The sequence below is a fragment of the Rhizobium terrae genome, assembly GCF_003425685.1.
Lineage (GTDB): Bacteria > Pseudomonadota > Alphaproteobacteria > Rhizobiales > Rhizobiaceae > Neorhizobium > Neorhizobium terrae.
In genome coordinates this window covers 369,435-394,177 of the sequence record NZ_QJKM01000003.1, presented here as the reverse complement: position 1 = coordinate 394,177, position 24,743 = coordinate 369,435, and the positions used below count along the sequence as shown (strand labels likewise).

At 61.0% G+C, this 24,743-nt stretch carries 25 protein-coding genes and 4 tRNA genes; 17 read left to right on the top strand and 12 right to left on the bottom strand.

Translation table 11 applies throughout. The features are described 5' to 3' along the window. The first annotated feature begins 97 nt into the window (after positions 1 to 97). From DMO26_RS07510 to recJ, 4 genes are all read left to right on the top strand, one after another. The gene (locus DMO26_RS07510) at positions 98 to 1,315 is read left to right on the top strand and encodes an LL-diaminopimelate aminotransferase (RefSeq protein ID WP_117191395.1); all 1,218 of its coding nucleotides are present in this window, start codon (positions 98 to 100) and stop codon (positions 1,313 to 1,315) included. Between the two features lie 66 nt (positions 1,316 to 1,381). Continuing rightward, positions 1,382 to 2,701 carry a homoserine dehydrogenase gene (locus DMO26_RS07505; RefSeq protein ID WP_117191394.1) on the top strand — a complete coding sequence of 440 codons (1,320 nt, stop codon included), beginning with the start codon at positions 1,382 to 1,384 and terminating at the stop codon, positions 2,699 to 2,701. Positions 2,702 to 2,871: 170 nt separating this feature from the next. After that, positions 2,872 to 3,090 (top strand): hypothetical protein, encoded by a 219-nt coding sequence (locus DMO26_RS07500; protein WP_117191393.1) that lies wholly within the window; start codon positions 2,872 to 2,874, stop codon positions 3,088 to 3,090. 99 nt (positions 3,091 to 3,189) lie between these two features. Further along, a complete protein-coding gene (gene recJ / locus DMO26_RS07495) occupies positions 3,190 to 5,022 on the top strand; it encodes a single-stranded-DNA-specific exonuclease RecJ (protein WP_117191392.1) in 1,833 nt (610 codons plus the stop codon). Positions 5,023 to 5,056: 34 nt separating this feature from the next. On the opposite strand, the gene DMO26_RS07490 is transcribed toward recJ, so the two are convergent. From DMO26_RS07490 to DMO26_RS07475, 4 genes are all read right to left on the bottom strand, one after another. Then, positions 5,057 to 5,131 (bottom strand) — tRNA-Glu (locus DMO26_RS07490). A 160-nt stretch (positions 5,132 to 5,291) separates the two neighbouring features. Then, a tRNA-Glu gene (locus DMO26_RS07485) sits at positions 5,292 to 5,366 on the bottom strand. A gap of 124 nt (positions 5,367 to 5,490) precedes the next feature. Then, a complete protein-coding gene (locus DMO26_RS07480; RefSeq protein WP_162894755.1) occupies positions 5,491 to 6,039 on the bottom strand; it encodes a hypothetical protein in 549 nt (182 codons plus the stop codon). 267 nt (positions 6,040 to 6,306) lie between these two features. Next, the gene (locus DMO26_RS07475) at positions 6,307 to 6,747 is read right to left on the bottom strand and encodes a VOC family protein (RefSeq protein WP_117191390.1); all 441 of its coding nucleotides are present in this window, start codon (positions 6,745 to 6,747) and stop codon (positions 6,307 to 6,309) included. A 220-nt stretch (positions 6,748 to 6,967) separates the two neighbouring features. Here DMO26_RS07475 and DMO26_RS07470 point away from each other — a divergent pair, with 220 nt between their 5' ends. From DMO26_RS07470 to DMO26_RS07450, 5 genes are all read left to right on the top strand, one after another. Further along, positions 6,968 to 7,546, top strand: coding sequence for a cold-shock protein (locus DMO26_RS07470; RefSeq protein WP_117191389.1), 579 nt, complete (start codon positions 6,968 to 6,970; stop codon positions 7,544 to 7,546). Further along, on the top strand, positions 7,546 to 8,025 hold the full coding sequence (locus DMO26_RS07465) for a DUF192 domain-containing protein (RefSeq protein ID WP_117191388.1): 480 nt from the start codon (positions 7,546 to 7,548) through the stop codon (positions 8,023 to 8,025). The genes DMO26_RS07470 and DMO26_RS07465 overlap by 1 nt, the downstream gene beginning before the upstream one ends. A gap of 90 nt (positions 8,026 to 8,115) precedes the next feature. Next, positions 8,116 to 8,192, top strand: a tRNA-Pro gene (locus tag DMO26_RS07460). Positions 8,193 to 8,243: 51 nt separating this feature from the next. Beyond that, on the top strand, positions 8,244 to 8,549 hold the full coding sequence (locus DMO26_RS07455) for an ETC complex I subunit (RefSeq protein WP_117191387.1): 306 nt from the start codon (positions 8,244 to 8,246) through the stop codon (positions 8,547 to 8,549). A 57-nt stretch (positions 8,550 to 8,606) separates the two neighbouring features. Next, positions 8,607 to 8,683 (top strand) — tRNA-Arg (locus DMO26_RS07450). Between the two features lie 534 nt (positions 8,684 to 9,217). Here DMO26_RS07450 and DMO26_RS35040 read toward each other — a convergent pair. Continuing rightward, a complete protein-coding gene (locus DMO26_RS35040; protein ID WP_117191386.1) occupies positions 9,218 to 9,526 on the bottom strand; it encodes a GCG_CRPN prefix-to-repeats domain-containing protein in 309 nt (102 codons plus the stop codon). Between the two features lie 282 nt (positions 9,527 to 9,808). Continuing rightward, on the bottom strand, positions 9,809 to 10,033 hold the full coding sequence (locus DMO26_RS07440; protein WP_117191385.1) for a hypothetical protein: 225 nt from the start codon (positions 10,031 to 10,033) through the stop codon (positions 9,809 to 9,811). Positions 10,034 to 10,491: 458 nt separating this feature from the next. Here DMO26_RS07440 and DMO26_RS07435 point away from each other — a divergent pair, with 458 nt between their 5' ends. Continuing rightward, positions 10,492 to 11,145 carry a hypothetical protein gene (locus tag DMO26_RS07435; protein WP_117191384.1) on the top strand — a complete coding sequence of 218 codons (654 nt, stop codon included), beginning with the start codon at positions 10,492 to 10,494 and terminating at the stop codon, positions 11,143 to 11,145. A gap of 63 nt (positions 11,146 to 11,208) precedes the next feature. Here the strand turns inward: DMO26_RS07435 and DMO26_RS07430 are convergent, their stop codons facing one another. From DMO26_RS07430 to DMO26_RS07415, 4 genes are all read right to left on the bottom strand, one after another. Beyond that, on the bottom strand, positions 11,209 to 11,982 hold the full coding sequence (locus tag DMO26_RS07430; RefSeq protein WP_117191383.1) for an amino acid ABC transporter ATP-binding protein: 774 nt from the start codon (positions 11,980 to 11,982) through the stop codon (positions 11,209 to 11,211). 30 nt (positions 11,983 to 12,012) lie between these two features. After that, positions 12,013 to 13,170 carry an amino acid ABC transporter permease gene (locus DMO26_RS07425; RefSeq protein ID WP_117191382.1) on the bottom strand — a complete coding sequence of 386 codons (1,158 nt, stop codon included), beginning with the start codon at positions 13,168 to 13,170 and terminating at the stop codon, positions 12,013 to 12,015. Positions 13,171 to 13,174: 4 nt separating this feature from the next. Next, a complete protein-coding gene (locus DMO26_RS07420) occupies positions 13,175 to 14,371 on the bottom strand; it encodes an amino acid ABC transporter permease (RefSeq protein ID WP_117191381.1) in 1,197 nt (398 codons plus the stop codon). A 109-nt stretch (positions 14,372 to 14,480) separates the two neighbouring features. Next, positions 14,481 to 15,506 (bottom strand): amino acid ABC transporter substrate-binding protein, encoded by a 1,026-nt coding sequence (locus DMO26_RS07415; protein ID WP_117191380.1) that lies wholly within the window; start codon positions 15,504 to 15,506, stop codon positions 14,481 to 14,483. A 365-nt stretch (positions 15,507 to 15,871) separates the two neighbouring features. Here DMO26_RS07415 and DMO26_RS07410 point away from each other — a divergent pair, with 365 nt between their 5' ends. Then, on the top strand, positions 15,872 to 17,062 hold the full coding sequence (locus DMO26_RS07410; RefSeq protein ID WP_117191379.1) for a cystathionine beta-lyase: 1,191 nt from the start codon (positions 15,872 to 15,874) through the stop codon (positions 17,060 to 17,062). Here the strand turns inward: DMO26_RS07410 and DMO26_RS07405 are convergent, their stop codons facing one another. Both DMO26_RS07405 and DMO26_RS07400 read right to left on the bottom strand, forming a co-directional pair. Continuing rightward, the gene (locus DMO26_RS07405; protein WP_117191378.1) at positions 17,063 to 18,226 is read right to left on the bottom strand and encodes an FAD-dependent monooxygenase; all 1,164 of its coding nucleotides are present in this window, start codon (positions 18,224 to 18,226) and stop codon (positions 17,063 to 17,065) included. A gap of 22 nt (positions 18,227 to 18,248) precedes the next feature. Further along, positions 18,249 to 18,494, bottom strand: coding sequence for a zinc-finger domain-containing protein (locus tag DMO26_RS07400; RefSeq protein ID WP_117191377.1), 246 nt, complete (start codon positions 18,492 to 18,494; stop codon positions 18,249 to 18,251). Between the two features lie 264 nt (positions 18,495 to 18,758). On the opposite strand from DMO26_RS07400, the gene DMO26_RS07395 reads away from it, so the two are divergent. The 6 genes from DMO26_RS07395 to clpA all read left to right on the top strand — a co-directional run bounded on the left by DMO26_RS07395 (position 18,759) and on the right by clpA (position 24,657). Continuing rightward, positions 18,759 to 19,544: an alpha/beta fold hydrolase gene (locus DMO26_RS07395; RefSeq protein ID WP_117191376.1), complete on the top strand. Its 786-nt coding sequence runs from the start codon at positions 18,759 to 18,761 to the stop codon at positions 19,542 to 19,544. Between the two features lie 126 nt (positions 19,545 to 19,670). Next, the gene (gene cysE / locus DMO26_RS07390; RefSeq protein ID WP_117191375.1) at positions 19,671 to 20,495 is read left to right on the top strand and encodes a serine O-acetyltransferase; all 825 of its coding nucleotides are present in this window, start codon (positions 19,671 to 19,673) and stop codon (positions 20,493 to 20,495) included. Between the two features lie 114 nt (positions 20,496 to 20,609). Continuing rightward, on the top strand, positions 20,610 to 20,813 hold the full coding sequence (locus DMO26_RS07385; RefSeq protein WP_117191374.1) for a DUF3126 family protein: 204 nt from the start codon (positions 20,610 to 20,612) through the stop codon (positions 20,811 to 20,813). Positions 20,814 to 21,102: 289 nt separating this feature from the next. Then, positions 21,103 to 21,453, top strand: coding sequence for a phasin family protein (locus tag DMO26_RS07380; RefSeq protein ID WP_117191373.1), 351 nt, complete (start codon positions 21,103 to 21,105; stop codon positions 21,451 to 21,453). 305 nt (positions 21,454 to 21,758) lie between these two features. Next, entirely contained in the window at positions 21,759 to 22,112 is a 354-nt protein-coding gene (gene clpS, locus DMO26_RS07375) for an ATP-dependent Clp protease adapter ClpS (protein ID WP_117191507.1), read from the top strand. Positions 22,113 to 22,122: 10 nt separating this feature from the next. Then, on the top strand, positions 22,123 to 24,657 hold the full coding sequence (clpA, locus tag DMO26_RS07370) for an ATP-dependent Clp protease ATP-binding subunit ClpA (RefSeq protein ID WP_117191372.1): 2,535 nt from the start codon (positions 22,123 to 22,125) through the stop codon (positions 24,655 to 24,657). The last annotated feature ends 86 nt before the right edge of the window (positions 24,658 to 24,743 follow it).

Here is a 24,743-nt window from a genome sequence, read left to right as displayed (position 1 = left end):
CCCGTTTGGCCGCAAAGCACAAATCGCCTAAGATGCGCCACGAAGCAGGGCGATGAGCCTGTTTTGCATCTATCATTGAGGAGAGCCCGAGGGAGCTATGGAAGAGTTTCATAAAGTCCGGCGACTGCCGCCCTACGTTTTCGAACAGGTCAACCGTTTGAAAGCGAGCGCGCGAGCGGGTGGCGCGGACATTATCGATCTCGGCATGGGCAACCCGGACCTACCAACCCCGAAGGCGATCGTCGACAAGCTTTGCGAAGTGGTTCAGGACCCGCGCACGCATCGTTATTCGTCCTCCAAGGGCATTCCGGGCCTGCGCCGCGCTCAGGCCGCCTATTACGCGCGCCGTTTCGGCGTGAAGCTCAATCCCGACACCCAGGTCGTCGCGACGCTGGGTTCGAAGGAAGGCTTCGCCAACATGGCCCAGGCGATCACCGCGCCGGGCGACGTGATCCTTTGCCCCAATCCAACCTATCCGATCCATGCCTTCGGCTTCCTGATGGCCGGCGGCGTGATCCGTTCGCTATCGGTCGAGCCGGACGAGACCTTCTTTCCGCCGCTGGAGCGCGCCGTAAAGCACTCGATCCCGAAGCCGCTGGCGCTGATCCTCAATTACCCGTCCAACCCGACGGCCTTCGTCGCATCGCTCGACTTCTACAAAGACGTCATCGCGTTTGCGAAGAAGCATGACATCATCGTGCTTTCCGACCTTGCCTATTCGGAAATCTACTTCGATGGCGAACCGCCGCCGTCCGTGCTGCAGGTGCCGGGCGCGATCGACGTGACCGTCGAGTTCACGTCCATGTCGAAGACCTTCTCCATGCCCGGCTGGCGCATGGGCTTTGCGGTCGGCAACGAACGGCTGATCTCGGCGTTGACGCGCGTGAAGTCCTATCTGGATTACGGCGCCTTCACGCCGATCCAGGTTGCGGCCACCCATGCGCTGAACGGCGACGGTTCCGACATCGCCGAAGTCCGCAACGTCTACAAGCGCCGCCGCGACGTCATGGTCGACAGCTTCGGCAAGGCGGGCTTTGACGTGCCGCCGCCGGCAGCCACCATGTTCGCCTGGGCGAAGATCCCGGAAAAGTTCCGTCATCTCGGTTCGCTGGAATTCTCCAAGCTTCTCGTCGAAAAGGCCGACGTGGCGGTCGCACCGGGCATCGGCTTCGGCGAAATGGGCGACGATTACGTCCGCCTCGCACTGGTCGAAAACGAGCATCGCATCCGCCAGGCAGCCCGTAACATCAAGAAGTTCTTATCGACGGCGGACGAGACGATGCACAACGTGATCTCGCTGAACACGCGTCGCTGACGCAGACCAAGCATTCCGGTGGCCTGTCCCGGGCCACCACCTCCCAAGCAATCAGGAAGAATAGCCATGGCAGATGCCCTCAAGGTCGGCATTGCGGGGCTTGGCACCGTGGGTGCCTCGCTCGTCCGGATCATCCAGAACCGCGCGAATGAACTGGCCACGACGTGCGGCCGTGCGATCGAGATCACGGCGGTCACCGCCCGCGACAGGACCCGCGACCGGGGCATCGATATTTCCGGCATGACGTGGTTTGATACACCGGAAAAGCTTGCCGCAGAAGCCGATATCGACGTCTTCGTCGAGCTGATGGGCGGAGCCGAAGGCGCTGCCGCCAATTCCGTGCGCGCTGCGCTTGAGCGGGGTCTCCATGTGGTGACTGCCAACAAGGCGCTGCTGGCCGCCTCCGGCGTCGAGCTCGCGAGGATCGCAGAGGAAAAGGGCGCGCTCCTCAATTTCGAGGCGGCGGTCGCCGGCGGCATCCCGGTCATCAAGGCGCTCCGCGAGTCCCTGACCGGTAACACGGTTTCGCGCGTCTACGGCATCATGAACGGCACCTGCAACTACATCCTGACCCGGATGGAGAAGGAGGGCCTCTCCTTTGCCGATTGCCTCAAGGAAGCGCAACGCCTGGGTTATGCCGAAGCCGACCCCGCCTTCGACATTGAGGGCAACGATACCGCCCACAAGCTCGCCATCCTGACGACGCTCGCCTTCGGCACCGAGATCGCGGCGGACGAGATCTATCTCGAGGGCATCACCAATATCTCGATCGAGGATATTCATGCGGCCGCCGACCTCGGCTACCGCATCAAGCTGCTCGGCGTCGCGCAGCAGACCGACAGCGGCATAGAGCAGCGCGTCCATCCCACCATGGTGCCCTATGATACGGTCATCGCCCAGGTCGACGGCGTCACCAATGCGGTGGCGATCGAATCCGACATTCTCGGCGAATTGCTGATGGTCGGCCCCGGCGCCGGCGGCAATGCGACCGCCTCCGCCGTGCTTGGCGATATCGCCGATATCGCCAAGAGCCAGCCGGGCGCCCAGCGCGTGCCGGTGCTCGGCACGCCGGCCGCGGCGCTCGCGCCTTACAAGCGCGCCCAGATGCGGAGCCATGAGGGCGGTTATTTTATCCGCCTGGCGGTTGCCGACCGCGCCGGCGTGTTCGCGAGCATCGCGGCGCACATGGCTGAGAACGCCATCTCGCTCGAATCGATTGTGCAGCGCGCCAAGCCTGACGGCCGTGACACGCCGAAGACCATCATCCTCGTCACCCACGCGACCACCGAGGATTCTGTCCGCAGGGCCGTCGATTCCATCAAGACGGAGAGCTATCTGGTCGGTGAGCCGCAAGTGATCCGTATAGAACGTCCTAAAGCATTCTAAAAAATAGCCTATTTTGAAAATGGAAAGCCGGCGTTTCGCCGGCTTTCCATTTTGAGGCATGCCTAGCGAGAACCGTTATAAAAAAAGACATGATGAAGAATTAGTGACTAGCCCGCGCGTCCGCTCCGCCCTACATTGCCTTCATGTCACCATCGCGGGGAGGCGCTTGCGTGATCACCATGAATACAGGGAAAAAGCCTTACCGGCTTGAGATCGGCGGAGCGGTTCGCAAGTCGTCGTCTGATTCGTCGCGTTTGCATTTGGTCCACGCTAACGACCAGGACAGCGGCGACGATTTCGAAGGGCGGCGAAACTGGTCCTTCATGCTCGTTCTCTTTGCAGCCTTCGCGGGCGTCAGCAGTTCGGCGGCCGTCTGGTCTCTCTTCTGAGATCACCGGCCATATCGGGGCGTTGCGCCAAACCCTCAAAACGAATGCCGTCCCGTCAAACCGATTCCGCTTTCGATTCGAATGCGCTAAAAGCGGGCGATGACCAGATTTATCTCCGCGATTTCCTCGGCGGCGGAAGCGGTTGATCCCGTCCCGCGCGCATTCCTGAATGTTGAACGCTCGGCCGGCGATCAGCGTTGGGTGTCGCGGCTCGACCAGGCGGCGCAGAACCGCGCTCTGGCGATTGCCCAGGTTCACGGCATACCCGATCTCGTCGCCCGGGTTCTGGCCGGACGGGGCATATCGCTCGAGGATGCGACGGCGTTCCTCGACCCGACGATCCGCTCGCTGATGCCGGATCCCTATACGCTGACCGATTGCGAGAAGGCCGTGAACCGGCTGGCGCTTTCGATCGAACGGCGCGAGAAGGTCGCGATCTTCGGCGACTACGACGTCGACGGCGCCTCGTCTTCGGCGCTTCTTTACCGCTTCCTCCGGCATTTCGGCGTCGAGGCCGAGATTTATATTCCGGATCGCATTTTCGAGGGTTACGGACCCAATCCCGCCGCCATCCGGCAGCTCATCGCCAATGGAGCGCGCCTCATCGTTACCGTCGACTGCGGTTCCACCAGCCACGATGCGCTCGCTGCCGCCCGCGAGGAGGGCTGTGACGTCGTCGTCATCGACCATCACCAGCTCGGCCGCGAATTGCCGCCCTGCCTGGCGCTGGTCAACCCGAATCGCGAGGACGATCTTTCCGGCCAGGGTCATCTCTGCGCCGCCGGCGTCGTCTTCATGGTTCTCGTCGCCGCTGCCAGGCTCCTGCGCGAACGTGGCGATAGACGTGCAAGGTCACTCGACCTGCTGGCATGGCTCGATATCGTGGCCCTGGCGACGGTATGCGACGTGGTACCCCTCAAGGGCCTCAACCGCGCCTATGTGGTCAAGGGGCTGATTGCGGCGCGGCATATGGGCAATGCCGGGCTTGCCGCGCTCTTCCGCAAGGCGGGCCTCGGCGGACCGGTGACGCCTTATCATTTCGGCTTCCTGATCGGCCCGCGTATCAATGCCGGCGGGCGCATCGGCGATGCGGCGCTCGGCAGCCGGCTGCTGACGATCGACGATGCGATCGAGGCGGAAGAGATCGCCGGGCGGCTCGATGACCTCAACCGCGAGCGTCAAGCCATGGAAGCGGCCATGCTCGCCGAGGCCGAGGCGGAGGTGCTGGCCGAATACGGAACGGGCGAGGGCGCCAACGTGCTCATCACCGCCCGCGACAGCTGGCATCCCGGCATTGTCGGGCTGATCGCCGCGCGGCTGAAGGAAAAATTCAAGCGCCCGGCCTTCGCGATCTCCTTCGATCCCTCCGGCAAAGGCACGGGCTCCGGCCGCTCGATCAATGGTTTCGACATGGGGCGCATGGTGCGGGAGGCCGTCGACGCCGGCCTGCTGGTCAAGGGCGGCGGTCACGCCATGGCTGCAGGCCTTACCGTCGAGCGCGCCAATCTCGGCCGCCTGCGGGCCTTTTTCGAGGAAAAGGCGCGCGAGGGCGTGCCCGCGCTGGTCGCCAATCACGTGCTGAAGATCGACGGCGCGCTGTCGGCGTCCGGTGCCACGCTGGAACTTTTCGACATGTTGGAGCAGGCCGGCCCTTATGGTTCCGGCCACGCCCAGCCGGTCTTCGCGATCCCGGCCCATCGCCTCAGGGATGCCCGGCTGGTCGGTACGGCGCATATCAAGGTGACGCTGGAAGCGACCGACGGCTCGAAGCTGGAGGGAATCGCCTTTCGTGCCGCGGAGACACCGCTCGGAAGCATGCTGCTTAATTCCCGCGGGGCCCAGATCCATGCGGCCGGCTGCCTGAGTGCCGACCACTGGCAGGGCAATCGCCGCATTCAGTTTCGCCTGCTGGATGCCGTCCGCGCAGGGTGAAACCGTCTCTTCGAAGTCGGGGAGGATAGAGAAGTGGCACGCCCTAGGGGAGTCGAACCCCTCTTCCCAGAATGAAAATCTGGTGTCCTAACCGATAGACGAAGGGCGCCTGCGCTTCGTGGTGGCGCCCTTATAGTCAGGAGGCTTTTGCCTCGCAAGCGCAAAATTCAGTTTTTCGCAGATAAACAACGGAAAAAAATCGCTCATGCCAAAGCACCGGCTGGCTGTTGATAATCGAATGAAAACATGTGCTTGGGAAAAGAGAGAAGTGGCACGCCCTAGGGGAGTCGAACCCCTCTTCCCAGAATGAAAATCTGGTGTCCTAACCGATAGACGAAGGGCGCGTGCGCTTCGTGGTGGCGCCCTTATAGAGAGGTGATTTCTTTCCCGCAAGCGTCAAAGTCATCTTTTTTGCAAAAAAATGACAGCCGGTCCGCCTGCTGGTCCGCCTGGAAAAATCTCGCCGAATCAGCAGCTTACCGCGTTGCCTTGGGCGTCGGTGCCGCAGGCGGCGGGAGGAGCCGGCTGCGCCGCGCTGTAGACGCTGGCGGTCATCGCGTTGAAATTCCGCCGCGGCAGGTTGGCCGGAACGGGACCCCTCGCGGAAGGATCGGCGACCGGAGGGGCAGGCGGCGCGGAAGAGAAGATCGTGCCCGTCCCGGCGCGCACGCCGGTCGGCTGCGTTGCAAGCCCGGCGATGGAGGTCTGCGGCGGCGTTTCGGGGGCGGGCGGGAAGGCGTTTTCGGCACTCGGCCCGGCGACCGCCATCGCGGGTGCGGCCACCTGCTGCTGCGCCCCCTTTGCCGCGGCGGGATCGATGCGGCGGTTGGAGGCGGTAGCCCCGCCTTTGGCAAGGGTACTTCCCTTGATGCTTTCCGGGACCATGGTTCGCGGCGCGGGTGTCGTCGCGTCGGCCGTCTTTTTCGTCGTGGTGCAGCCGCCGAGCGTCATGGCGGAAAACAGGACGAGCGCCAGCGTCATGCAGACGTTTGAGGAAAGGGAAGGTGTTTTCGGCAAGGTGTGCCCCGTCAGCTCGTTTCGCGCGTCATGCGTCGAATCATCGGCTTGAGCATCCGGCGGAAGCAGGTCAGGGACAAGCCGTCGAATGTGGCGGCAAGGGGGCGGAGAAAGCCTGGCGCAAGTCTCGCGCCGGGCTCCGGTCGGCTGAAAACGCTGCAGACCCGTCCGGAGCCCGGAGAGGCTTCAAGGAGGCGCTCTAAACGGCCGATCCGCTGACAGGCGGCAGCCGCGGCGGCTTGAAGGAAACCGCCGCGGCAATCCGTCTTACCAGGCGCCGATATTCGGTGCGGAAGCCCAGGGTTCGGCGACGGGCAGGTTCTCGCCCTTCTGCAGCAACTCGATCGAAATGCCGTCCGGCGAGCGTACGAAGGCCATGCGGCCTTCGCGCGGCGGGCGGTTGATGATGATGCCGTTGTCCGATAGGTGCTGGCAGAAGTCGTAGATATTGTCGACTTCATAGGCGAGGTGGCCAAAATTGCGGCCGCCTGTGTAGTCTTCCGTGTCCCAGTTGTAGGTGAGCTCGAGGCAGGGGGCGAGAACATCGCTCGCCATGTCGAGGTCGTCACGGGCCGCGAGAAAGACCAGCGTGAAGCGGCCCTTCTCGTTTTCGATGCGGCGGATTTCCTTGAGGCCGAAAACGGTTGTATAGAAATGAAGCGAAGCATCCAGGTCTTTCACCCGGACCATGGTATGAAGATAACGCATTATGGTGTCTTCCTCCGATAAGCCCAGCCGATCATCCAGGGCCGGCCTGAACGGATATGGCGCAGACGCCAGCCTGGAGCAAGCCACCCTAGATAGAGATGAAGGTGGATAAAGCCAAGACAGGGGCTTGCGCTGGACGCTTACCGGGATGTTAATCTATCCTCTAAGAATCAGTTAAAATCCGTCACGTCGTAACGCGTAATCGAGGGGCCGATAGGATATGGCAGACAGGATGTCATCGAAAGGCGTTGCCAGCTTCGAGGAGCTCTCGGGAGAGCCGGTTGAGCTGATCGAAATCACCGGCGTCGTCAAATGGTTCGATGTGGCGAAAGGGTTCGGTTTCATCGTTCCGGACAATGGAATGCAGGATGTGCTCCTGCATGTGACCTGCCTCAGACGCGATGGATATCAGACCATTTTGGAAGGTACGCGCATCGTGGCGATGATCCAGAAGCGGGATCGCGGCTACCAGGCGTTCCGCATTCTCTCCATGGATCAGTCGACCGCGGTGCATCCCTCGCAGCTGCCGCCGGTGCGCACTCACGTACAAGTGACCGCCACCAGCGGCCTGGAACGGGCGCTGGTGAAGTGGTTCAACCGCACCAAGGGCTTCGGCTTCCTGACGCGCGGCGAGGGCACCGAAGACATTTTCGTGCATATGGAGACGCTGCGGCGCTTCGGTCTCACCGAGCTTAGACCCGGCCAGGTTGTGCTGGTTCGGTTCGGGCCGGGTGACAAGGGGCTGATGGCGGCGGAAATCCATCCCGACAATCCCAATCCCGTGAGCCGGTCGCACTGATGTCTATCTCCCCGTCTGCATTTGTCAAAAGCGCCCTCGCGGCGCTTTTTCTGCTTTTCGCGGTTGGCGCGATTGCGCAGGAGATGACCTTTCCGCGCGACGAGCTTTCCATCAAGACGGCTGCCGGGCAGACCTACAAATTCTCCATCGAACTCGCGATGACCGACGCGCAGCGCGAGCATGGACTGATGTACCGCAAGGAAATGGCGCCGGATCACGGCATGCTCTTCGATTTCGGCCAACCGCGCCGGGTATCCATGTGGATGGAAAACACCATCCTGCCGCTCGACATGCTGTTCATCCAGGGCGATGGCACGATTTCTCACATCCGAGAGAATGCCGTGCCTTATTCGCGCGACATTATCGATTCGCAGGGGTTGGTGAAATTCGTGCTGGAGATCAATGCCGGCCGGGCGAGGGCGCTCGGCATCAGGGTAGGCGACAAGGTCATCTCCAAGCGCATCGGCAATCAGTGGTGATCCCCAGCATCTTTTACGCCGGGTAAACATTGTTTTATTTTGGAGTTGCGGCCCCCAAGGGAACCGTGTATCTCGCAACCAACGTAGGAACGGAGTGTAGCGCAGTCTGGTAGCGCATCTGGTTTGGGACCAGAGGGTCGGGAGTTCGAATCTCTCCACTCCGACCACGCTTTCAGGTGAGGCTAGGTTTCGGGCCAGGCCTATGGAGCGTTTCAGGAATGCCTGCCAAGATTTATCGTCCCGCAAAGACCGCCATGCAGTCCGGCAAGGCCAAGACCCATCTCTGGGTGCTGGAATTCGACCAGGAACAGCCGCGCCGCATCGATCCGATTCTTGGCTACACGTCCTCAGGCGACATGAAGCAGCAGCTTCGGTTGACGTTCGAGACGCGGGAGCAGGCGGAAGCGTACGCCAAGCGGGAAGGTCTCGAATATCGAGTGGTGGAGCCCAAGGAAGCTGCCCGCCAGATCGTGTCCTACACGGACAATTTCCGCTTCAACCGGACACAGCCCTGGACTCACTGATCAAGACTCATGGATTTTTTGCTGGCCCGGATCCTTCCGGGCGCTGCGGCCGAGACCGGCCCCTTAGCTCAACTGGATAGAGCAGCTGCCTTCTAAGCAGCAGGTCGCAGGTTCGAGTCCTGCAGGGGTCGCCAGTTTTTTTGAAAAGTCGACATCGAATCTGGCGAATGCGGTCGAAAACGAGGTTTTCGGAATTTGTTTCCGCGCCCAGCAGACCAACTTGAAAAATAGCCGACTTTAAGCGGCCTTTCGATACATCGCTACGCCGAAACTTATTTGCAGGCTCGCGCCGGTCCGCCAAGGCGCAAGCCCCGCCGTACAAGAGACATCCCGGCTTGAAAGAGGAGAGCCCGGATCGTTTTTCCCGCTCCGAGCTCTCAGGCAAGCTGTTGACTTACGATTGCAATATACATCAGCTCGCCTGATAAGCGAGTATCAATTCGGCTTAGATCAAAGGAGCTAGCGGTGACCGTTTGCTTTATGGTCACTCTGCCCGGAGATCGCTGCCAGCCACAATGAGCGTCCGCAACCATCCGCCTCAACCTCATCATGGCATCAGACAAGCTATCCCACGCGACTGTCTAAGATCGATGATGGGGCTGATCGGTAGACCGGTCGCAGTTCCAAACCCGCGCCTCAGGCACAAAGACGTAGCCAAAGGCTGATTTTTACCGCCAGTTTCCACCGCGGTTGCGTTCCCAGCGTTCCCGCCGATCATAGTCGCGCCAGTATCTGGGGCGGTCGTCATGCCAACGGCGATGCGGCCGGTCCCAGCCATAGTGGCGGCGCGGGGGTGGTGCCCATCGATTCGGTCGGCAATAACCGCGCGGGCTCAGATGGTACCCGCGACCGCATGCCCAATCGACGGTCACAACCGGTGACGAGGTTGGTGGATTAATATTTCGAAGGGGAAGTGCATTGGCTGCTCCGGTGAACGAGCTCGCGATGAGCGTCACAGCGATGATCAGTTTCCGCATGATTTGCCTCCTGATGTTTGGAGGTATTTCGCGCCCTTGAGTGTGAACCGATCGTGAAGCCGATGTTCATCTGGGCGACAGCAAGGATAGATCGTGCCGTTCAACGCTCCGCAGCCAGAGCCCCGGCAGTTCAAGGATCAACACATCTGGCCGAATGGCAGATCAGCAGTCTGATCCGTGTCCCGAAGGGAGCCTTCCGATATCGGTACCCGAATGGAGGCGTCCGCTGTCTCGCGCCTGATGTCTTGCCATCGTTTTGCGGCGCGTGTGCCTTTTCAAGCGTCAGGCTACAAATCCGCTGCGCGGCAGCGACAGTTCCGCTTGGAAAAGTTCTTCGATCAGTTCGCGCATCGCGCTCCAGTTGGAAGGTACCGTCGACCAGACCTGCCTGCCGGCAATATCGCGGCGAACCTGATAGGTGATGATCTCGCGGCCTCTGCCCGGGCGCCGAACGGCGACCCTGAAAGCGCCTTCCCCGTGCGTCTTTTCAAAAACTTGTTTGTGCATCTTGCCGCATCTCCTGTTTTCTTACGCAATCAGTACGCCAATTGCATCGGTATGCCTTGATCTCTATCAAAAATTGCATCCAGTTATTTTTTATCAGGCTATGTGGCTCAGGCCCCAGGTGAATGCAGCAGTCGAGGCGCTACCTTGAGGGTGAGAGGAGGTTCGGTTGCCCCTGAATCGATAGTAACTGTTGCCGGCTGGCAACCGCGTGCCGATGATTTTTTGGAACGCTGCGCAAAATCCCATTCCCGCCGCATTGCGGATTCCGAATGGCCGCATTGTTTCGTATGATTGAAAGCGTCGGTTCCGGTGCAGCATGCAAGGGAAGGCAACGTTGGCGCACGAACTCTGGTCTGAGCTGAGCGTCTCCACACATTGAAATCGCTTGTTGTTCGGACGGTCCACGATTGACTGCCCGGCGCAGTGCATTGCTCTGCGCCTTCGAAACGGGGATACATATGAGCAGGATATTTTTCGCTCGCGCGGCGCTTGGCTGCGCAGCAGTATTGATTGCCGTGCCATGCCATGCGGACGACGGGCCGCTGATCTGGAAGCCCTCCAAAAATTCCGATACCAGCTATTCCGTCAAGCTCGGCTTGAAACTGCCGAACCGGATCGAGACGGAAGCCGGCATCTCCATGGGTGTCAACACGACGCAGAGCGGTGCGCCGGTGGACATGCCGGTCAGCTTCTGGAGCAATTTTATAGCGCAGAAGATCAAGACGCCGGCATCCGAAATCAAGCGCGGTATCGGCGTCGGTCTCGATGAAGGCCGGGGTGCCTCCATCACCATGAACTATTACGAAAAAGAGATCGCCACGCCGACGATCGACATCGAGAAGCGCAGCAGCTACGCGATGCATTACGACGGCGCGACGGGCGGATGGGCCGGAATGGACGCCAGCCAGTCGGTGCGCCTTTCCCATCCCGGGAGCGGCACGACGCTGATCGGCCGCGTTTCGGGTAGCGACGGCTTCAAGACGGTCGGCGCAGGCATGGGCGTCGAACAGAGGGTCGGCGATCATATGACGGTCACCGGCTCACTCGACCGCTATTCGGATGCCGACGACCCGGTCACCAGTGTCAAGGCCCGCTATTCCTTTACCTGGTAAACCGAACGGTAACGAAAAAGGGCGCCGAAGCGCCCTTGGACTATCATGCGGGTCCGGATGCCCTCAGTGGAGGATCTGGCTGAGGAACAACCTGGTGCGCTCGTGCTGCGGGTTGTCGAAGAATTCGGCCGGCGAGTTCTGCTCGACGATCTGGCCCTGGTCCATGAAGATGACGCGGTTGGCGACCTGGCGGGCAAAGCCCATTTCGTGGGTGACGCAGAGCATGGTCATGCCTTCCTCGGCAAGGCTCACCATCGTGTCGAGCACTTCCTTGACCATTTCCGGGTCGAGCGCCGATGTCGGTTCGTCGAACAGCATGATTTTCGGCTTCATGCAGAGCGAACGGGCGATCGCCACGCGCTGCTGCTGGCCGCCGGAGAGCTGCCCGGGATATTTATGGGCCTGTTCCGGGATCTTGACGCGCTTCAGGTAGTGCATCGCGATCTCTTCCGCTTCCTTCTTCGGCATCTTGCGCACCCAGATCGGCGCCAGCGTGCAGTTCTCCAGGATCGTCAGATGCGGGAAGAGGTTGAAGTGTTGGAACACCATGCCGACTTCTCGGCGCACTTCGTCGATCTTCTTCAGATCGTTGGTGAGTTCGATGCCGTCGACGATGATATGACCGGCCTGGTGCTCTTCCAGGCGGTTGATGCAGCGGATCATCGTCGACTTGCCGGAACCGGACGGGCCGGCGATGACGATGCGCTCGCCGCGCATGACCTTGAGGTTGATGTCGCGCAGCACGTGGAAATCGCCGTACCACTTGTTCATGCCGATGATCTCGACGGCGACGTCCGTTGCGGAGACCGTCATTTTCTTGGGTTGGGCTTCAGCCATGTTTTTCCCCTTGTAATTCTGTTTTAGCGGTCAGCGCTTGTGGGCAGTGTCGAGATGCCGTTCCATGAAAGCGGAATAGCGCGACATGCTGAAGCAGAACAGCCAGTAGATGAAACCTGCGAAGATCAGGCCTGTGATCGGCGTTACCGGGGTGATCCAGGCTGTGTCCGTGAAGTTCAGGCGGATGATGTTCAGGAGATCGAACATGCCGATGATCGACACGAGCGAGGTGTCCTTGAAGAGCCCGATGAACGTGTTGACGATGCCGGGGATGACCAGCTTGATCGCCTGAGGCAGGATGATCAGCCGCATCTTCTGCCAGTAGCCGAGGCCGAGCGAATCGGCCCCTTCTGACTGGCCCTTGGGGATCGCCTGCAGGCCGCCGCGGATGACTTCCGCCATATAGGCCGAGGCAAAGAGCGCCACGGCGACAAGCGCTCGCAGAAAATTGTCGATCGTCCAGCCGGTCGGCAGGAAGAGCGGCAGCATGACGTTCGCCATGAAGAGCACGGTGATGAGCGGCACGCCGCGGATCACTTCGATAAAGGTGACGCAGAGCGTCTTGATCACCGGCATTTTCGATCGCCGGCCGAGGGCCAGCAGTGTTCCGAGCGGAAACGACACTGCAATCCCGACGAAGGACAGGATGAGGGTGACCATCAGGCCGCCCCAAAGCGGCGTTTCCACCCGATCGAGGCCGAATGCGTTGCCGTGCAGCAGGAAGAAGGCGACGATCGGGAAGACGATGAACAGCAGAACCGCGTTCAGGCCCTTGCGTGGCATCTTCGGGATGAGGAGCGGGGTCAGCAAGACAATGAACATGATCGTCACGAGGATCGGCCGCCAGCGTTCGTCGATCGGATAACGTCCGAACAGGAACTGTACGAAACGATCCTTGACGAACGCCCAGCAGGCGCCTTTCCAGCCATCCGGCTGAATGCCGCCTTGTACGACGGTGGCGCAGACGGAACGGTCGCTGCCGAGCCAACTGGCCTGGATGAACAGCCAGTTCAGGGCGGACGGAACGACGGCGGCCAACACGGCCAGCGCGAGGATGGTCAGGACGACGTCTTTTGGCGTGGCGAGCAGGTTGACCCTGATCCAGCCCGCGATGTTGCCGGTGGCAATCGGCGCCGGCTGAGCCGGCAGCATTTCGCGACGCACGTAGGAGGCGTTTGCATCGACCATGATCTTACCTCTCCACCAGTGCCATCTTGGCGTTGAACCAGTTCATGAACAGTGATGTCGCGATGCTGATCGTCAGGTAGACGACGAGCCAGATCGAGATGACTTCGACCGCCTGGCCCGTCTGGTTCATCGTCGTGCCGCCGGTCGAGACCAGTTCAGGAAAGCCGATCGCGACGCCGAGCGAGGAGTTCTTGGTCAGGTTCAGATACTGGCTCGTCAGCGGCGGGATGATGATGCGCATTGCCTGCGGGATGACGACCAGGCGCGTGGTCGTCGAAGGCTGTAGGCCGAGCGCGAAGGAGGCCTCCGATTGCCCCTTGGGAACGCCGCGGATGCCGGCGCGGATGATTTCCGCGATGAAGGCGGCGGTATAGAAGGAAAGCGCCAGATAAAGCGCTACGAATTCCGGAGCGATCACCGAGCCGCCGGAAAGATTGAAGCGCCCGGCAATCGGATAGTCGAAGGAAAGCGGCGCGCCGAGCGCCAGGAAGGTCAGGAGCGGCAGGCCGAGGATCAGGCCGATGCCGACCCAGATCGTGTGGAACTGCTTGCCGGTCCGCATCTGACGCTGCTTCGCCCACATGGCAATCGCAAGGGTCGCTATGATGCCGACGAGGAAAGCGACCGAGATCAGAGATGCGCCGTCTCCCCACACCGGCTTCGGGAATGCCAGGCCGCGGTTGTTGAGGAACATGCTGAAAGGCAGCTTCAGCGAGTCGCGCACCTGCGGCAGGGAGGAAAGGACGCCAGAATACCAGAAGAAGATGACGAGCAGCGGCGGGATGTTGCGGAACACCTCGACATACACCGTGCACAGCTTGGCGATCAGCCAGTTCTTGGAAAGGCGGCCGATGCCGATGATGAAGCCGATGATCGTCGCGGTGATGATGCCGGTGACGGCGATCAGGATCGTGTTGATCAGACCGACGAGCAGGGCGTCGCCGTAGGTCGAATCACTCGAATACGAGATCATCGCAAAGCCGATGTCGAAGCCCGAACGGCCGGCCAGGAAACTGTAGCCGGAGGCGATGTTGGCCCGCGCGAGGTTGACCGAGACATTGTGGCTGATCGACCAGGTGACCAGGACCACGACCACGGCTGTCAGGATCTGGAAGAAGATGCTGCGCACCTTCGGGTCGTATATCGGAGAAACCCTAGGCTCCCCCCGGTGAGATGACACACGTATGGCGTGATCTGTCATGCTGCCTTTCCCCGTTGGCCTTTAGGCCTTTTTTGTTTTTGATCTTCTTATTTTTTAAGGCCGGCAAGGCGGTCTATACCGCCTTGCCGGGTGTCGTCAGGCCCGGAGCTTAGCGGACCGGCGGAGCGTACTGCAGGCCGCCCTTGGTCCAGAGAGCGTTCAGGCCGCGCTGGATCTTGAGGGGCGTGTTGGCGCCGATGTTGCGTTCGAAGACTTCGCCGTAGTTACCGACGCCCTTGATGATGTTGTAGGCCCAGTCGTTGGTGAGGCCGAGATCGGTACCGATCTTGGTATCCTTCTCGACGCCGAGGAAGCGGCGGACGTCCGGGTTGGTGGAGCTCTTCTTGATGTCGTCGACATTGGCCTGGGTGATGCCGAACTCTTCGGCCTGAACCAGTGCATAACCGGCCCAGGTGACGATGTCGAACCACTTGTCGTCGCCCTGGCGCACCGCCGGAGCGAGCGGCTCCTTGGAGATGATTTCCGGCAGGATCACGTGGTCGTTCGGGTTGGAGAGCGACAGGCGCAGCGAATAGAGGCCGGACTGGTCGGTCGTGTAGACGTCGCAACGGCCGGCCTGGTAGGCGGCGTTCACTTCTTCGAGCTTTTCGAAGACGACCGGCTTGTATTCCAGCTTGTTGGCCTTGAAGTAGTCGGCGAGGTTGAGTTCGGTGGTGGTGCCCGACTGGACGCAGACGGCGGCGCCGGAGAGTTCGAGAGCCGACTTCACGTTGAGGCTCTTCGGCACCATGAAGCCCTGGCCGTCATAGTAGTTGACGTAACGGAAGTTGAAGCCGAGCGCGGTGTCGCGGTTGACCGTCCAGGTCGTGTTACGGGCGAGCAGGTCGATTTCGCCGGACTGCAGTGCCGTGAAACGGCTCTGGGCGGTGGTCGGCGTGTATTTTACCTTGGTTGCGTCGCCGAAGACGGCAGCGGCGACGGCCTTGCAGTAGTCGACGTCGAAGCCCTTCCAGTTGCCGGCGGAGTCCGGCTGCGCAAAGCCTGCGAGACCGGTGTTGACGCCGCACTGGACGAAACCCTTCGCCTTCACATCATCGAGCGTCGCGGCAGAAGCTGCCGAGGCAAAGCCCAGGACCGCTGCGCCAATCGCGGCTGACAGAAGCGTCTTTTTCATTTTCCCAACCTTATCTCTTGGTTTTGTGTGATCTGGTGACACCGCGCCGCCCCCTGTTTTCTTCGAATACGGCCGGTCCCCCGCCAACCCTCCCGGTGCGGGTGGCTGCTATCTCATTCGCAAAACAACGCAGGGTCAAGTGTCGCGTTTTCGAATTGCGTCGGAAATGAGGTAAATTCGTTAACTTGGCCCAAGAAAGGGGCAAATACTCAAAGTTTGGGCGCCGCTTGATCAAAAGGGCAGCGTTTTCCGCTATATAGCAGGCTTCCTGATGTGTTCGCGCAGCAGCCGTGCTGCGGGGTTGACCGGAACATGTTCCAGCGGCAAAACTTCGCTCTCCACCGACAGAGAAAGCTTTTCCCGATATGAAAAAGACGAATGATGCCCTGTTCACCGGCGCCGGCCCGAACACGCGCCTTGCCCATATGGGCCACGACCCCTCGGGCTATCACGGTTTTGTCAATCCGCCGGTCGTGCATGCGTCCACTGTGCTTTTTCCCGACTCCGCCACGATGGAGAAGCGGGCGCAGAAATATACCTACGGGACCCGTGCAACGCCGACGACCGACGCACTCTGCGCCGCCTTCGACGAACTGGAAGGCTCGGCAGGCACCATCCTCGTGCCTTCCGGACTGGCGGCGATCTCCGTTCCTTTCCTTGCCTATCTGTCGGCTGGGGACCACGCGCTGATCGTTGATTCTGTCTATTCGCCGTGCCGCAATTTCTGCAATACGATGCTGAAGCGGCTGGGCGTCGAGGTGGAATATTACGATCCGGAAATCGGTGCCGGCATCGAAGCGCTGATCAAGCCCAACACGCGGCTGATCCACACGGAGGCGCCAGGCTCCAACACGATGGAAATGCAGGATATCCGCGCCATCTCGGACGCGGCCCACAAGCACGATATCGTCGTCACCATGGACAATACCTGGGCGACGCCGCTCTTCTTCCGGCCTCTCGATTTTGGCGTCGATGTGTCGATCCATGCGACGACCAAATATCCATCCGGTCATTCGGACATCATCATGGGGTCGGTACATGCCAATGCCAGGCACTGGCCGAAGCTGGAGGAGGCCCGTATCACGCTCGGCATTTGCGGCGCGCCGGACGATTCCTACCAGATCCTGCGCGGGCTCCGGACCATGGGCGTGCGCCTCGAACATCACCGGAAGAGCGCGCTCGACATCGCCCAATGGCTGGAAAGTCGCGACGACGTCGTCCGCGTCCTGCATCCGGCCCTGCCGAGTTTCCCGGGCCACGCGATCTGGAAGCGGGATTTCAAGGGTTCGAGCGGCGTCTTTTCCTTCGTGCTGAAGGCTGATGCCGAGAAGGCGAGGGCCAAGGCCCATGCCTTCCTGGATGCGCTGTCGTTCTTCGGCCTCGGTTATTCCTGGGGCGGTTACGAAAGCCTCGCGGTGCCGGTCAACCTGTCGGACCGCACCATCCGCACGGCGCCGCCCGAAGGTCCGGTCATCCGCCTGCAGATCGGCCTCGAGGACGTTGCCGATCTCAAGAAGGATCTGGAGATCGGTTTTGCGGCCGCAGCCGCGATCTGATCACTCGGCCTTAAAGCCGTAGAGCCAGTCGAGGTCCGCCGCGAGCGATTGCGGCGGCCTGAGCGACAAAACGATGTTGCGGCCGAGTTTGATCGGCCCGCGGGCATGGTAGACAAAGCGGTTGAAGAGGCCGCGGGCGCGCACCCGGGCGATCCTTGCTGTCCGCTCGCTTTCGAAGGCGGCGAGCGACTCGGCAAGGGGCAGGGGACCTGCGACACGGTTTGCCAGCACGAAGGCGTCCTCGATGGCCATCGCCGCTCCCTGCGCCGCAAACGGCATCATGGCATGCGCGGCATCGCCGATCAGCACCGTGTCCCGGCCGTTTTGCCACCGCCCGGCGGTCACCTCGTGCAACGGCCAGAAATTCGGCCGTTCCGCCTTCTGCAGCAGGTCGACGATGCGCCGGTCCCAGCGATGGAACTGCTCTGCCAGCATCCGCCGCTGCGCTTCGGTGGCCTTGGCATCCCAGGTTTCGCCGGGACTGATGCCGGACGCGATGGCGACGATATTGACCGCATCCAGCTTTTTCAAAGGATAAGCTACAAGATGGGTCGATGGCCCGAGAAAGGCGGTGACCTGATGGTTCGACAACCAGGACGGTGCTTCGGCGCTTGGAATGATGAAACGCCACGCGACGTTGCGGGAAAAGTCGGGTTCCGGCGCATGCGGCACGCTGGACCGCAGATTGGACCAGACGCCGTCCGCTCCGACGATCAGCGGGTATGTCTGCCCCATCGATCCGGAAAGAACGTCATGGGCTTTGCCGCGGATCGGCGTGTCGAGATGAAGGCGGCAGAGCGGATTTTGCAAAACGGCCGCCAGCAATGCCTTCTGAAGGGCGGAGCGGTGCAGCACGCCATAGGGCGCTTCCCAGCGCTCCCGTGCGAAACGCCCGGCCGGCACATGGGCGATCGGCCGGAGCGACGTACCGGAGACGAGCGCGATCTGTTCCGGCTCGGTCCAGACCGCTTCCAGCGCCGGCAGCACGCCGAGCGTGCCGAGAATGCGCGAAGCATTAGGCGAGATCTGCAGCCCGGCGCCGACCTCGACGAGTTCGGCGGCTTCCTCGAAAATGTCCGAGGCGATGCCATACCGGGCGAAGGCAAGGGCAGCCGTCAGCCCGGCCATGCCGGCGCCGATAATTGCTGCTCTCTCGATGGACATGGCGGCGGCCGATCAGCGGTGACTATGCTGCCTTGATGTGGAAGACGCAGCCGGGCGGATCGGTCTGTTCGGCTTTTAGCGACGGATTGTAGCGATAAAGGGTCGAACAATAGGAGCAGACCTTCTCGTTGTCGTCGCCCATGTCGATGAAGATATGCGGATGATCGAACGGCACGGAAGCCCCGGTGCACATGAATTCCTTCACGCCGACCTGGATCAAGCGATGCCCGCCGTCGTTCTGGAAGTGGGGAATGCTATGCCCGGCCATGGTGATCTCCGATATTGCAATACGCACGTCTGATTTGCGGCGGACATTACCGTTCCGGATGGTGATTGTGTAGTGCAAAAACCGCTTTGTCGGGATGAAATCGGGCAACCTTCGCCCGACCGGGCGCCGACGGCCACGGCCGTGACGCCGCCAATATTCCCGGTGGTATCCGTCGAGTTGCTTTTCCCTGGCCGGCGGGGTTCAATCCGCTCCGGCGTTCCACTATTGTCCGGCTGAAATCGACTGCCGACCGGATATCCTGCAATGAACCTCAATGCGCCCGCTTTTTCCACATTCCATCATGAGAGCCTTGATCTTGCCTATTTCGACGAAGGCGATCCTTCGGGAGATCCGGTGCTGCTGATCCACGGTTTTGCCTCGAGCGCGCTCGTCAACTGGGTGCATCCGGGCTGGCTGAAGACTCTCGGCGACGCTGGTTACCGGGTCATCGCCATGGACAATCGCGGCCATGGCAGCAGCGACAAGCCGCTCGATCCGGAAGCCTACCGCCCCTGGGTGATGGCCGAGGATTCGGTGGCGCTTCTCGATCATCTGAGGATTCCCGAAGCACATCTCTTCGGTTATTCGATGGGGGCACGGATTTCGGTGTTTGCGGCGCTCGCCCATCCGCATCGGGTGCGCTCGCTGGTGCTCGGCGGGCTCGGCATCGGTATGACGGACGGTGTCGGCGACTGGGACCCGATCGCGGACGCACTGCTCGCGCCCTCGCTGGACGCCGTAAGCCACACGCGCGGAAAAATGTTCAGAGCCTTCGCCGAGCAGACGAAAAGCAACAGGCAGGCGCTTGCCGCCTGCATCCGCGGTTCGCGCGATCTGGTCTCGCGCGCCGACATGGGGCGCATCGACGCACCGACGCTGATCGGCGTCGGCACGACGGACGATATTGCCGGCTCCGCCCGGGAACTCGCGTCGCTGATGCCGAATGCCCGAGCGCTCGACATTCCCGGCCGCGATCATATGCTTGCCGTCGGTGACCGCGTTTTCAAGAAAGCCGTGCTCGACTTCTACGCAGAACTGTCGGCGTCCTGATGCAACTCGGACGCAAGGGCGGAGGTTCTCTGATCCTTATCATCAACGGAATGCGATTTTGTCGCCATTGGTGTTGATGTAAACTTATTCTATATAGTCTGCCTGACGGCAAACGAGGAGACGGCGATGGCCGCAAGAACTGAAATCCGCCCCAAGGAGCAGGTCGCGACGGTCGATCCCATCTGGGATACGCTGCGCCAGGAGGCGCGCGCGGCTGCCGAGCAGGACCCGCTGCTCGCTGCGTTTCTCTATTCCACGGTGCTGAACCACCAGTCGCTCGAAGCATGCGTCATCCATCGAATCTGCGAACGGCTCGACCATCCCGACCTCCAGGCGGTGCTGCTGCGCCAGACCTTCGTGGAAATGCTCGCCGACTGGCCGGAATGGGGAACCATCCTGCGTGTCGACATCCAGGCCGTCTACGATCGCGACCCCGCCTGCCTGCGTTTCCTTGAGCCGGTGCTTTATTTCAAAGGATTCCATGCCATCCAGACCCATCGTCTGGCCCATTGGCTATTCAACCGCGGCCGCCGCGATTTCGCGCTCTACCTCCAGAGCCGCGCATCGAGCGTCTTTCAGACGGATATCAACCCCGCCGCTCGCATCGGCAAGGGCATCTTCCTCGACCATGCGACCGGCCTGGTGGTCGGCGAGACGGCCGTGATCGGCGACAACGTTTCGATCCTGCACGGTGTCACGCTCGGCGGCACCGGCAAGGAAGGTGCCGACCGCCATCCCAAGATCGCCAATGGCGTGCTGATCGGCGCCGGCGCCAAGATCCTCGGCAATATCGAGGTGGGCTCGTGCTCCCGCGTCGCAGCAGGGTCCGTGGTGCTGAAGCCGGTCCCGCCGAAATCCACCGTGGCGGGCGTGCCGGCCAGAGTGGTGGGAGAAGCAGGGTGTTCGGAACCCTCGCGCCTGATGGACCAGATTCTCGGAGCCGATATCTGAGCTTCCCCCTCCTTTGTCCCGGGAAAGGTCGGGGAGGGCGCGTTTTGGCGGCTTTACTTTCGCCTTTGTCCCGTGTCAAAAGCGCCGGCACTTGAACCGCTGACGGAGAGAATCGTGAAACCGGACGAAATCAAGAAGCTGGACGCCTACTTCAAACGTGTGCTGAACCCGCAGGCGGTCGTCAAGGCGCGTCCCCGCAAGAACGACTCGGCCGAAGTTTATCTCGGCGACGAGTTTCTGGGCGTCATCTATGTCGATGACGAGGACGGCGACCGCTCCTACAATTTCTCGATGGCGATCCTGGACGTCGATCTCTGATCGATCTCCTCGACCTATCTCTGATCGATCCGGAAGCGGGCCGCGCGCCCGCTTTTCGATTCCGGCCCGTGCGACAAAGAGCGCAGATTTTGCGGCAGGCCTGATTTTTCGCTTTGGTTGTGAAGGCGGGAACGCATATTCCCGCAAAATCAAAAGCCTGAATCCGTCTATGCATCTGCATAGGTTCGGATGCAACCAAAGGTGATTTTGCGCCGCACAAATCATCCTTGACTTTTGCTGCACGGCCCCTTTTTATGAGCGCATCCGAATAGAACAAAGGGACCATGCGATGTTCAATTTCGATGAAGCCAGCAAGAAGAGCAAGGAAGCCATGGACGGGATGCTGAAGAGCTATTCCGAGATGGCCAAGGGTTTTCAGGCGATCGCCACCGAGGCGAGCGACTATTCCAAGAAGTCCTTCCAGGACATGAGTTCCTTCATGGAGGCGCTGTCGGGCGTCCGCAGCATCGAGGCGGCCTACGAGCTACAGACCAACTATATCAAGTCCTCCTACGAGGCTTTCGTCGCGGAAGCGACGAAGATGAGCGACATGTATGCGGATCTCGCCAAGACCGCCTACAAGCCTTACGAAGCGCCTGTCGCAAAGTCGACGGCCGTCGTGGTGCCGAACGCCGCGTAAGCGCGGCGACGACCGATTTCAACGGCGCCTTCAATCGCGAAGGCCGGCGGTGCGGAGCGCTGCCGGCCTTTTTGATTCGGACTCGGCGTTTTTGATTCAGGCCAAGGCGGAAAACCGTGATTTTCTTAGAGTTCGGCGATGTCTCTAGCGGAATAGTGATTGCGTGGCCGCAAAGGGGGCTTAAAATCCGTGTCCAATGAACTAAGTTAGGAAGACTGAAGTCCGGCCGATCGGCCATCGGGTCATGGATAACCCAAGGCGTCAAATGACTGGGCGGCCGCCGGATGACTGGGGAATGAATGAAGATGATCGCACGGCCGATCTTGATGCAAAATGAAAAGGGCGGTGATGGAGAAAACGCAAATCGCGGCACCTCGGTCATCACCCGCACGAAACCTAAGACCAAGAAGCCCAATCTTTATCGCGTACTCCTGCTGAATGACGATTATACGCCGATGGAGTTCGTCATCCATATTCTGGAGCGTTTCTTTCAGAAGGACAGGGAAGCGGCCACGCGTATCATGCTCCACGTCCACAATCACGGCGTGGGGGAATGCGGAATATATACCTATGAAGTAGCGGAAACCAAGGTGTCCCAGGTCATGGACTTCGCCCGTCAGCACCAGCATCCGCTGCAATGTGTCATGGAAAAGAAGTGAGGAACCCGACGTGCCAACATTTTCGCCTAGCTTAGAAAAGGCGCTGCATCAGGCACTGACTTTCGCGAACGAGCGGCATCACGAATATGCCACGCTCGAACACCTGCTATTGGCGTTGATCGACGACGCGGATGCAGCGGCGGTCATGGGCGCTTGTAACGTCAATTTGGAAACCCTTCGCAAGACCGTCACCGACTATGTCGACAACGAGCTTGCCAACCTCGTCACCGGTTACGACGAGGATTCGAAGCCGACCTCCGGCTTCCAGCGCGTCATTCAGCGCGCCGTCATCCACGTTCAGTCCTCGGGCCGCGAGGAGGTGACCGGCGCCAACGTTCTCGTCGCAATCTTTGCGGAACGGGAAAGCCACGCGGCCTTCTTCCTGCAGGAGCAGGAAATGACCCGCTACGACGCGGTCAACTACATCTCGCACGGCATCGGCAAGCGTCCCGGTTCCACCCAGACCCGCACCCCGCGCGGTGTCGAGGAAAGCGACGCCGACGCCAAGCCGTCCTCGCGCGATCAGGACGAAGCATCCGCCAAGAAGCCGCAGGATGCGCTGAAGGCCTATTGCGTCAACCTGAACGAAAAGGCCCGCGACGGCCGCATCGACCCGCTGATCGGCCGCAACGCCGAGGTCAACCGCACGATCCAGGTCCTGTGCCGCCGGTCCAAGAACAACCCGCTCTATGTGGGTGATCCGGGCGTCGGCAAGACGGCAATCGCCGAGGGGCTGGCCAAGCGGATCATCGAAGGCAAGGTGCCGGAGGCTCTCGCCGACGCCACCATCTTCTCGCTCGACATGGGCACGCTGCTGGCCGGCACGCGCTATCGTGGTGACTTCGAGGAGCGCCTGAAGCAGGTCGTCAAGGAACTGGAAGAATATCCGGGTGCGGTTCTCTTCATCGACGAGATCCATACCGTGATCGGCGCCGGCGCCACGTCCGGCGGCGCGATGGATGCCTCGAACCTGCTGAAGCCGGCCCTTTCCTCGGGCGCGATCCGCTGCATCGGCTCGACCACCTACAAGGAATATCGCCAGTTCTTCGAAAAGGACCGGGCGCTCGTCCGCCGCTTCCAGAAGATCGACGTCAACGAACCGTCGATCGAGGATGCGATCGAGATCATGAAGGGCCTGAAACCCTATTTCGAGGACTATCACAAGCTTCGCTACACCAACGAGGCGATCAAGTCGGCCGTCGAACTTTCGGCCCGCTACATCTCCGACCGCAAGCTGCCGGACAAGGCGATCGACGTGATCGACGAGACCGGTGCGGCCCAGATGCTGCTGCCGGCCTCCAAGCGCCGCAAGCTGATTACCGAGAAGGAGATCGAGGCGACGATCGCCACCATGGCGCGGATCCCGGCCAAGACCGTTTCCAAGGACGACGAGATGGTTCTCGCCAACCTGGAAAAGGAACTGCGTTCGGTCGTCTACGGCCAGGATGCGGCGATCGAGGCCCTGTCGACCGCGATCAAGCTGGCCCGCGCCGGCCTTCGCGAACCGAACAAGCCGATCGGCTCCTATGTCTTCTCCGGTCCGACCGGCGTCGGCAAGACAGAGGTCGCCAAGCAGCTTGCCGCCTCGCTCGGCGTCGAGATGTTGCGCTTCGACATGTCGGAATACATGGAACGTCATACGGTCTCGCGGCTGCTCGGCGCCCCTCCCGGCTATGTCGGTTTCGACCAGGGCGGTCTCCTGACCGACAGCGTCGACCAGCATCCGCACAGCGTGGTCCTGCTCGACGAGATCGAGAAGGCGCATCCGGATATCTACAATATCCTGCTGCAGGTCATGGACCATGGTTCGCTGACCGACCACAACGGCAAGAAGATCGACTTCCGCAACGTCATCCTGATCATGACGACCAATGCGGGCGCATCGGAAATGGCCAAGGCCGCCATCGGCTTCGGTTCGTCGAAGCGCACCGGCGAGGATGAAGAGGCGATCAACCGCCTGTTCACGCCGGAATTCCGCAATCGTCTGGATGCGATCATTCCGTTCGCCGCACTGCCGACGGAAGTCATCCATCAGGTCGTGCAGAAATTCGTCATGCAGCTCGAGACGCAGCTTTCGGAACGCAACGTCACCTTCGACCTGCACCAGGATGCGATCGCCTGGCTGGCGGAAAAGGGTTACGACGAGAAGATGGGCGCCCGCCCGCTCTCACGCGTCATCCAGGAGCATATCAAGAAGCCGCTGGCGAACGAGATCCTGTTCGGCAAGCTGCGCAAGGGCGGCGTGGTCAGCGTCACCGTCGGCAAGGGCGAGGACGGCAAGGACAAGCTGATCCTCGAATCGATCCCGGAAGCGACGCCCGTGAAACCGAAGCCGGAGGCCGAGGTGGAAGAGGCGGCGGAAGAGGCCGAAGCCAAGGTTTCCAAGGCGAAGACGCCGAAGAAGCCGGCGCTGAAGGACAAGGACGGCAGCGGCCCTGCCAAGGCGCGCGCCATGGTCGACGCGGATGTCGTCGCCGAGGAAGCGCCTGCGAAAGCGGCCCCGCGCAAAGGCGGGACGGTGCCGCGCGTGCCGAAGACCAAATAGAATTTTGCTAACCCATACCTGCGATGCCGGGCCTGTCCCGGCATCGTCGTTTTTATGACCCTCTATTGTTCACCCGCCGGAATAGA

Coding starts and splice junctions, on each gene's coding strand:
- DMO26_RS07510 (WP_117191395.1), top strand. CDS start 98: ATGGAAGAGTTTCATAAAGTCCGGCGACTGCCGCCCTACGTTTTCGAA.
- DMO26_RS07505 (WP_117191394.1), top strand. CDS start 1,382: ATGGCAGATGCCCTCAAGGTCGGCATTGCGGGGCTTGGCACCGTGGGT.
- recJ (WP_117191392.1), top strand. CDS start 3,190: ATGACCAGATTTATCTCCGCGATTTCCTCGGCGGCGGAAGCGGTTGAT.
- DMO26_RS07475 (WP_117191390.1), bottom strand. CDS start 6,747: ATGCGTTATCTTCATACCATGGTCCGGGTGAAAGACCTGGATGCTTCG.
- DMO26_RS07470 (WP_117191389.1), top strand. CDS start 6,968: ATGGCAGACAGGATGTCATCGAAAGGCGTTGCCAGCTTCGAGGAGCTC.
- DMO26_RS07465 (WP_117191388.1), top strand. CDS start 7,546: ATGTCTATCTCCCCGTCTGCATTTGTCAAAAGCGCCCTCGCGGCGCTT.
- DMO26_RS07455 (WP_117191387.1), top strand. CDS start 8,244: ATGCCTGCCAAGATTTATCGTCCCGCAAAGACCGCCATGCAGTCCGGC.
- DMO26_RS35040 (WP_117191386.1), bottom strand. CDS start 9,526: ATGCGGAAACTGATCATCGCTGTGACGCTCATCGCGAGCTCGTTCACC.
- DMO26_RS07440 (WP_117191385.1), bottom strand. CDS start 10,033: ATGCACAAACAAGTTTTTGAAAAGACGCACGGGGAAGGCGCTTTCAGG.
- DMO26_RS07435 (WP_117191384.1), top strand. CDS start 10,492: ATGAGCAGGATATTTTTCGCTCGCGCGGCGCTTGGCTGCGCAGCAGTA.
- DMO26_RS07430 (WP_117191383.1), bottom strand. CDS start 11,982: ATGGCTGAAGCCCAACCCAAGAAAATGACGGTCTCCGCAACGGACGTC.
- DMO26_RS07425 (WP_117191382.1), bottom strand. CDS start 13,170: ATGGTCGATGCAAACGCCTCCTACGTGCGTCGCGAAATGCTGCCGGCT.
- DMO26_RS07420 (WP_117191381.1), bottom strand. CDS start 14,371: ATGACAGATCACGCCATACGTGTGTCATCTCACCGGGGGGAGCCTAGG.
- DMO26_RS07415 (WP_117191380.1), bottom strand. CDS start 15,506: ATGAAAAAGACGCTTCTGTCAGCCGCGATTGGCGCAGCGGTCCTGGGC.
- DMO26_RS07410 (WP_117191379.1), top strand. CDS start 15,872: ATGAAAAAGACGAATGATGCCCTGTTCACCGGCGCCGGCCCGAACACG.
- DMO26_RS07405 (WP_117191378.1), bottom strand. CDS start 18,226: ATGTCCATCGAGAGAGCAGCAATTATCGGCGCCGGCATGGCCGGGCTG.
- DMO26_RS07400 (WP_117191377.1), bottom strand. CDS start 18,494: ATGGCCGGGCATAGCATTCCCCACTTCCAGAACGACGGCGGGCATCGC.
- DMO26_RS07395 (WP_117191376.1), top strand. CDS start 18,759: ATGAACCTCAATGCGCCCGCTTTTTCCACATTCCATCATGAGAGCCTT.
- cysE (WP_117191375.1), top strand. CDS start 19,671: ATGGCCGCAAGAACTGAAATCCGCCCCAAGGAGCAGGTCGCGACGGTC.
- DMO26_RS07380 (WP_117191373.1), top strand. CDS start 21,103: ATGTTCAATTTCGATGAAGCCAGCAAGAAGAGCAAGGAAGCCATGGAC.
- clpS (WP_117191507.1), top strand. CDS start 21,759: ATGATCGCACGGCCGATCTTGATGCAAAATGAAAAGGGCGGTGATGGA.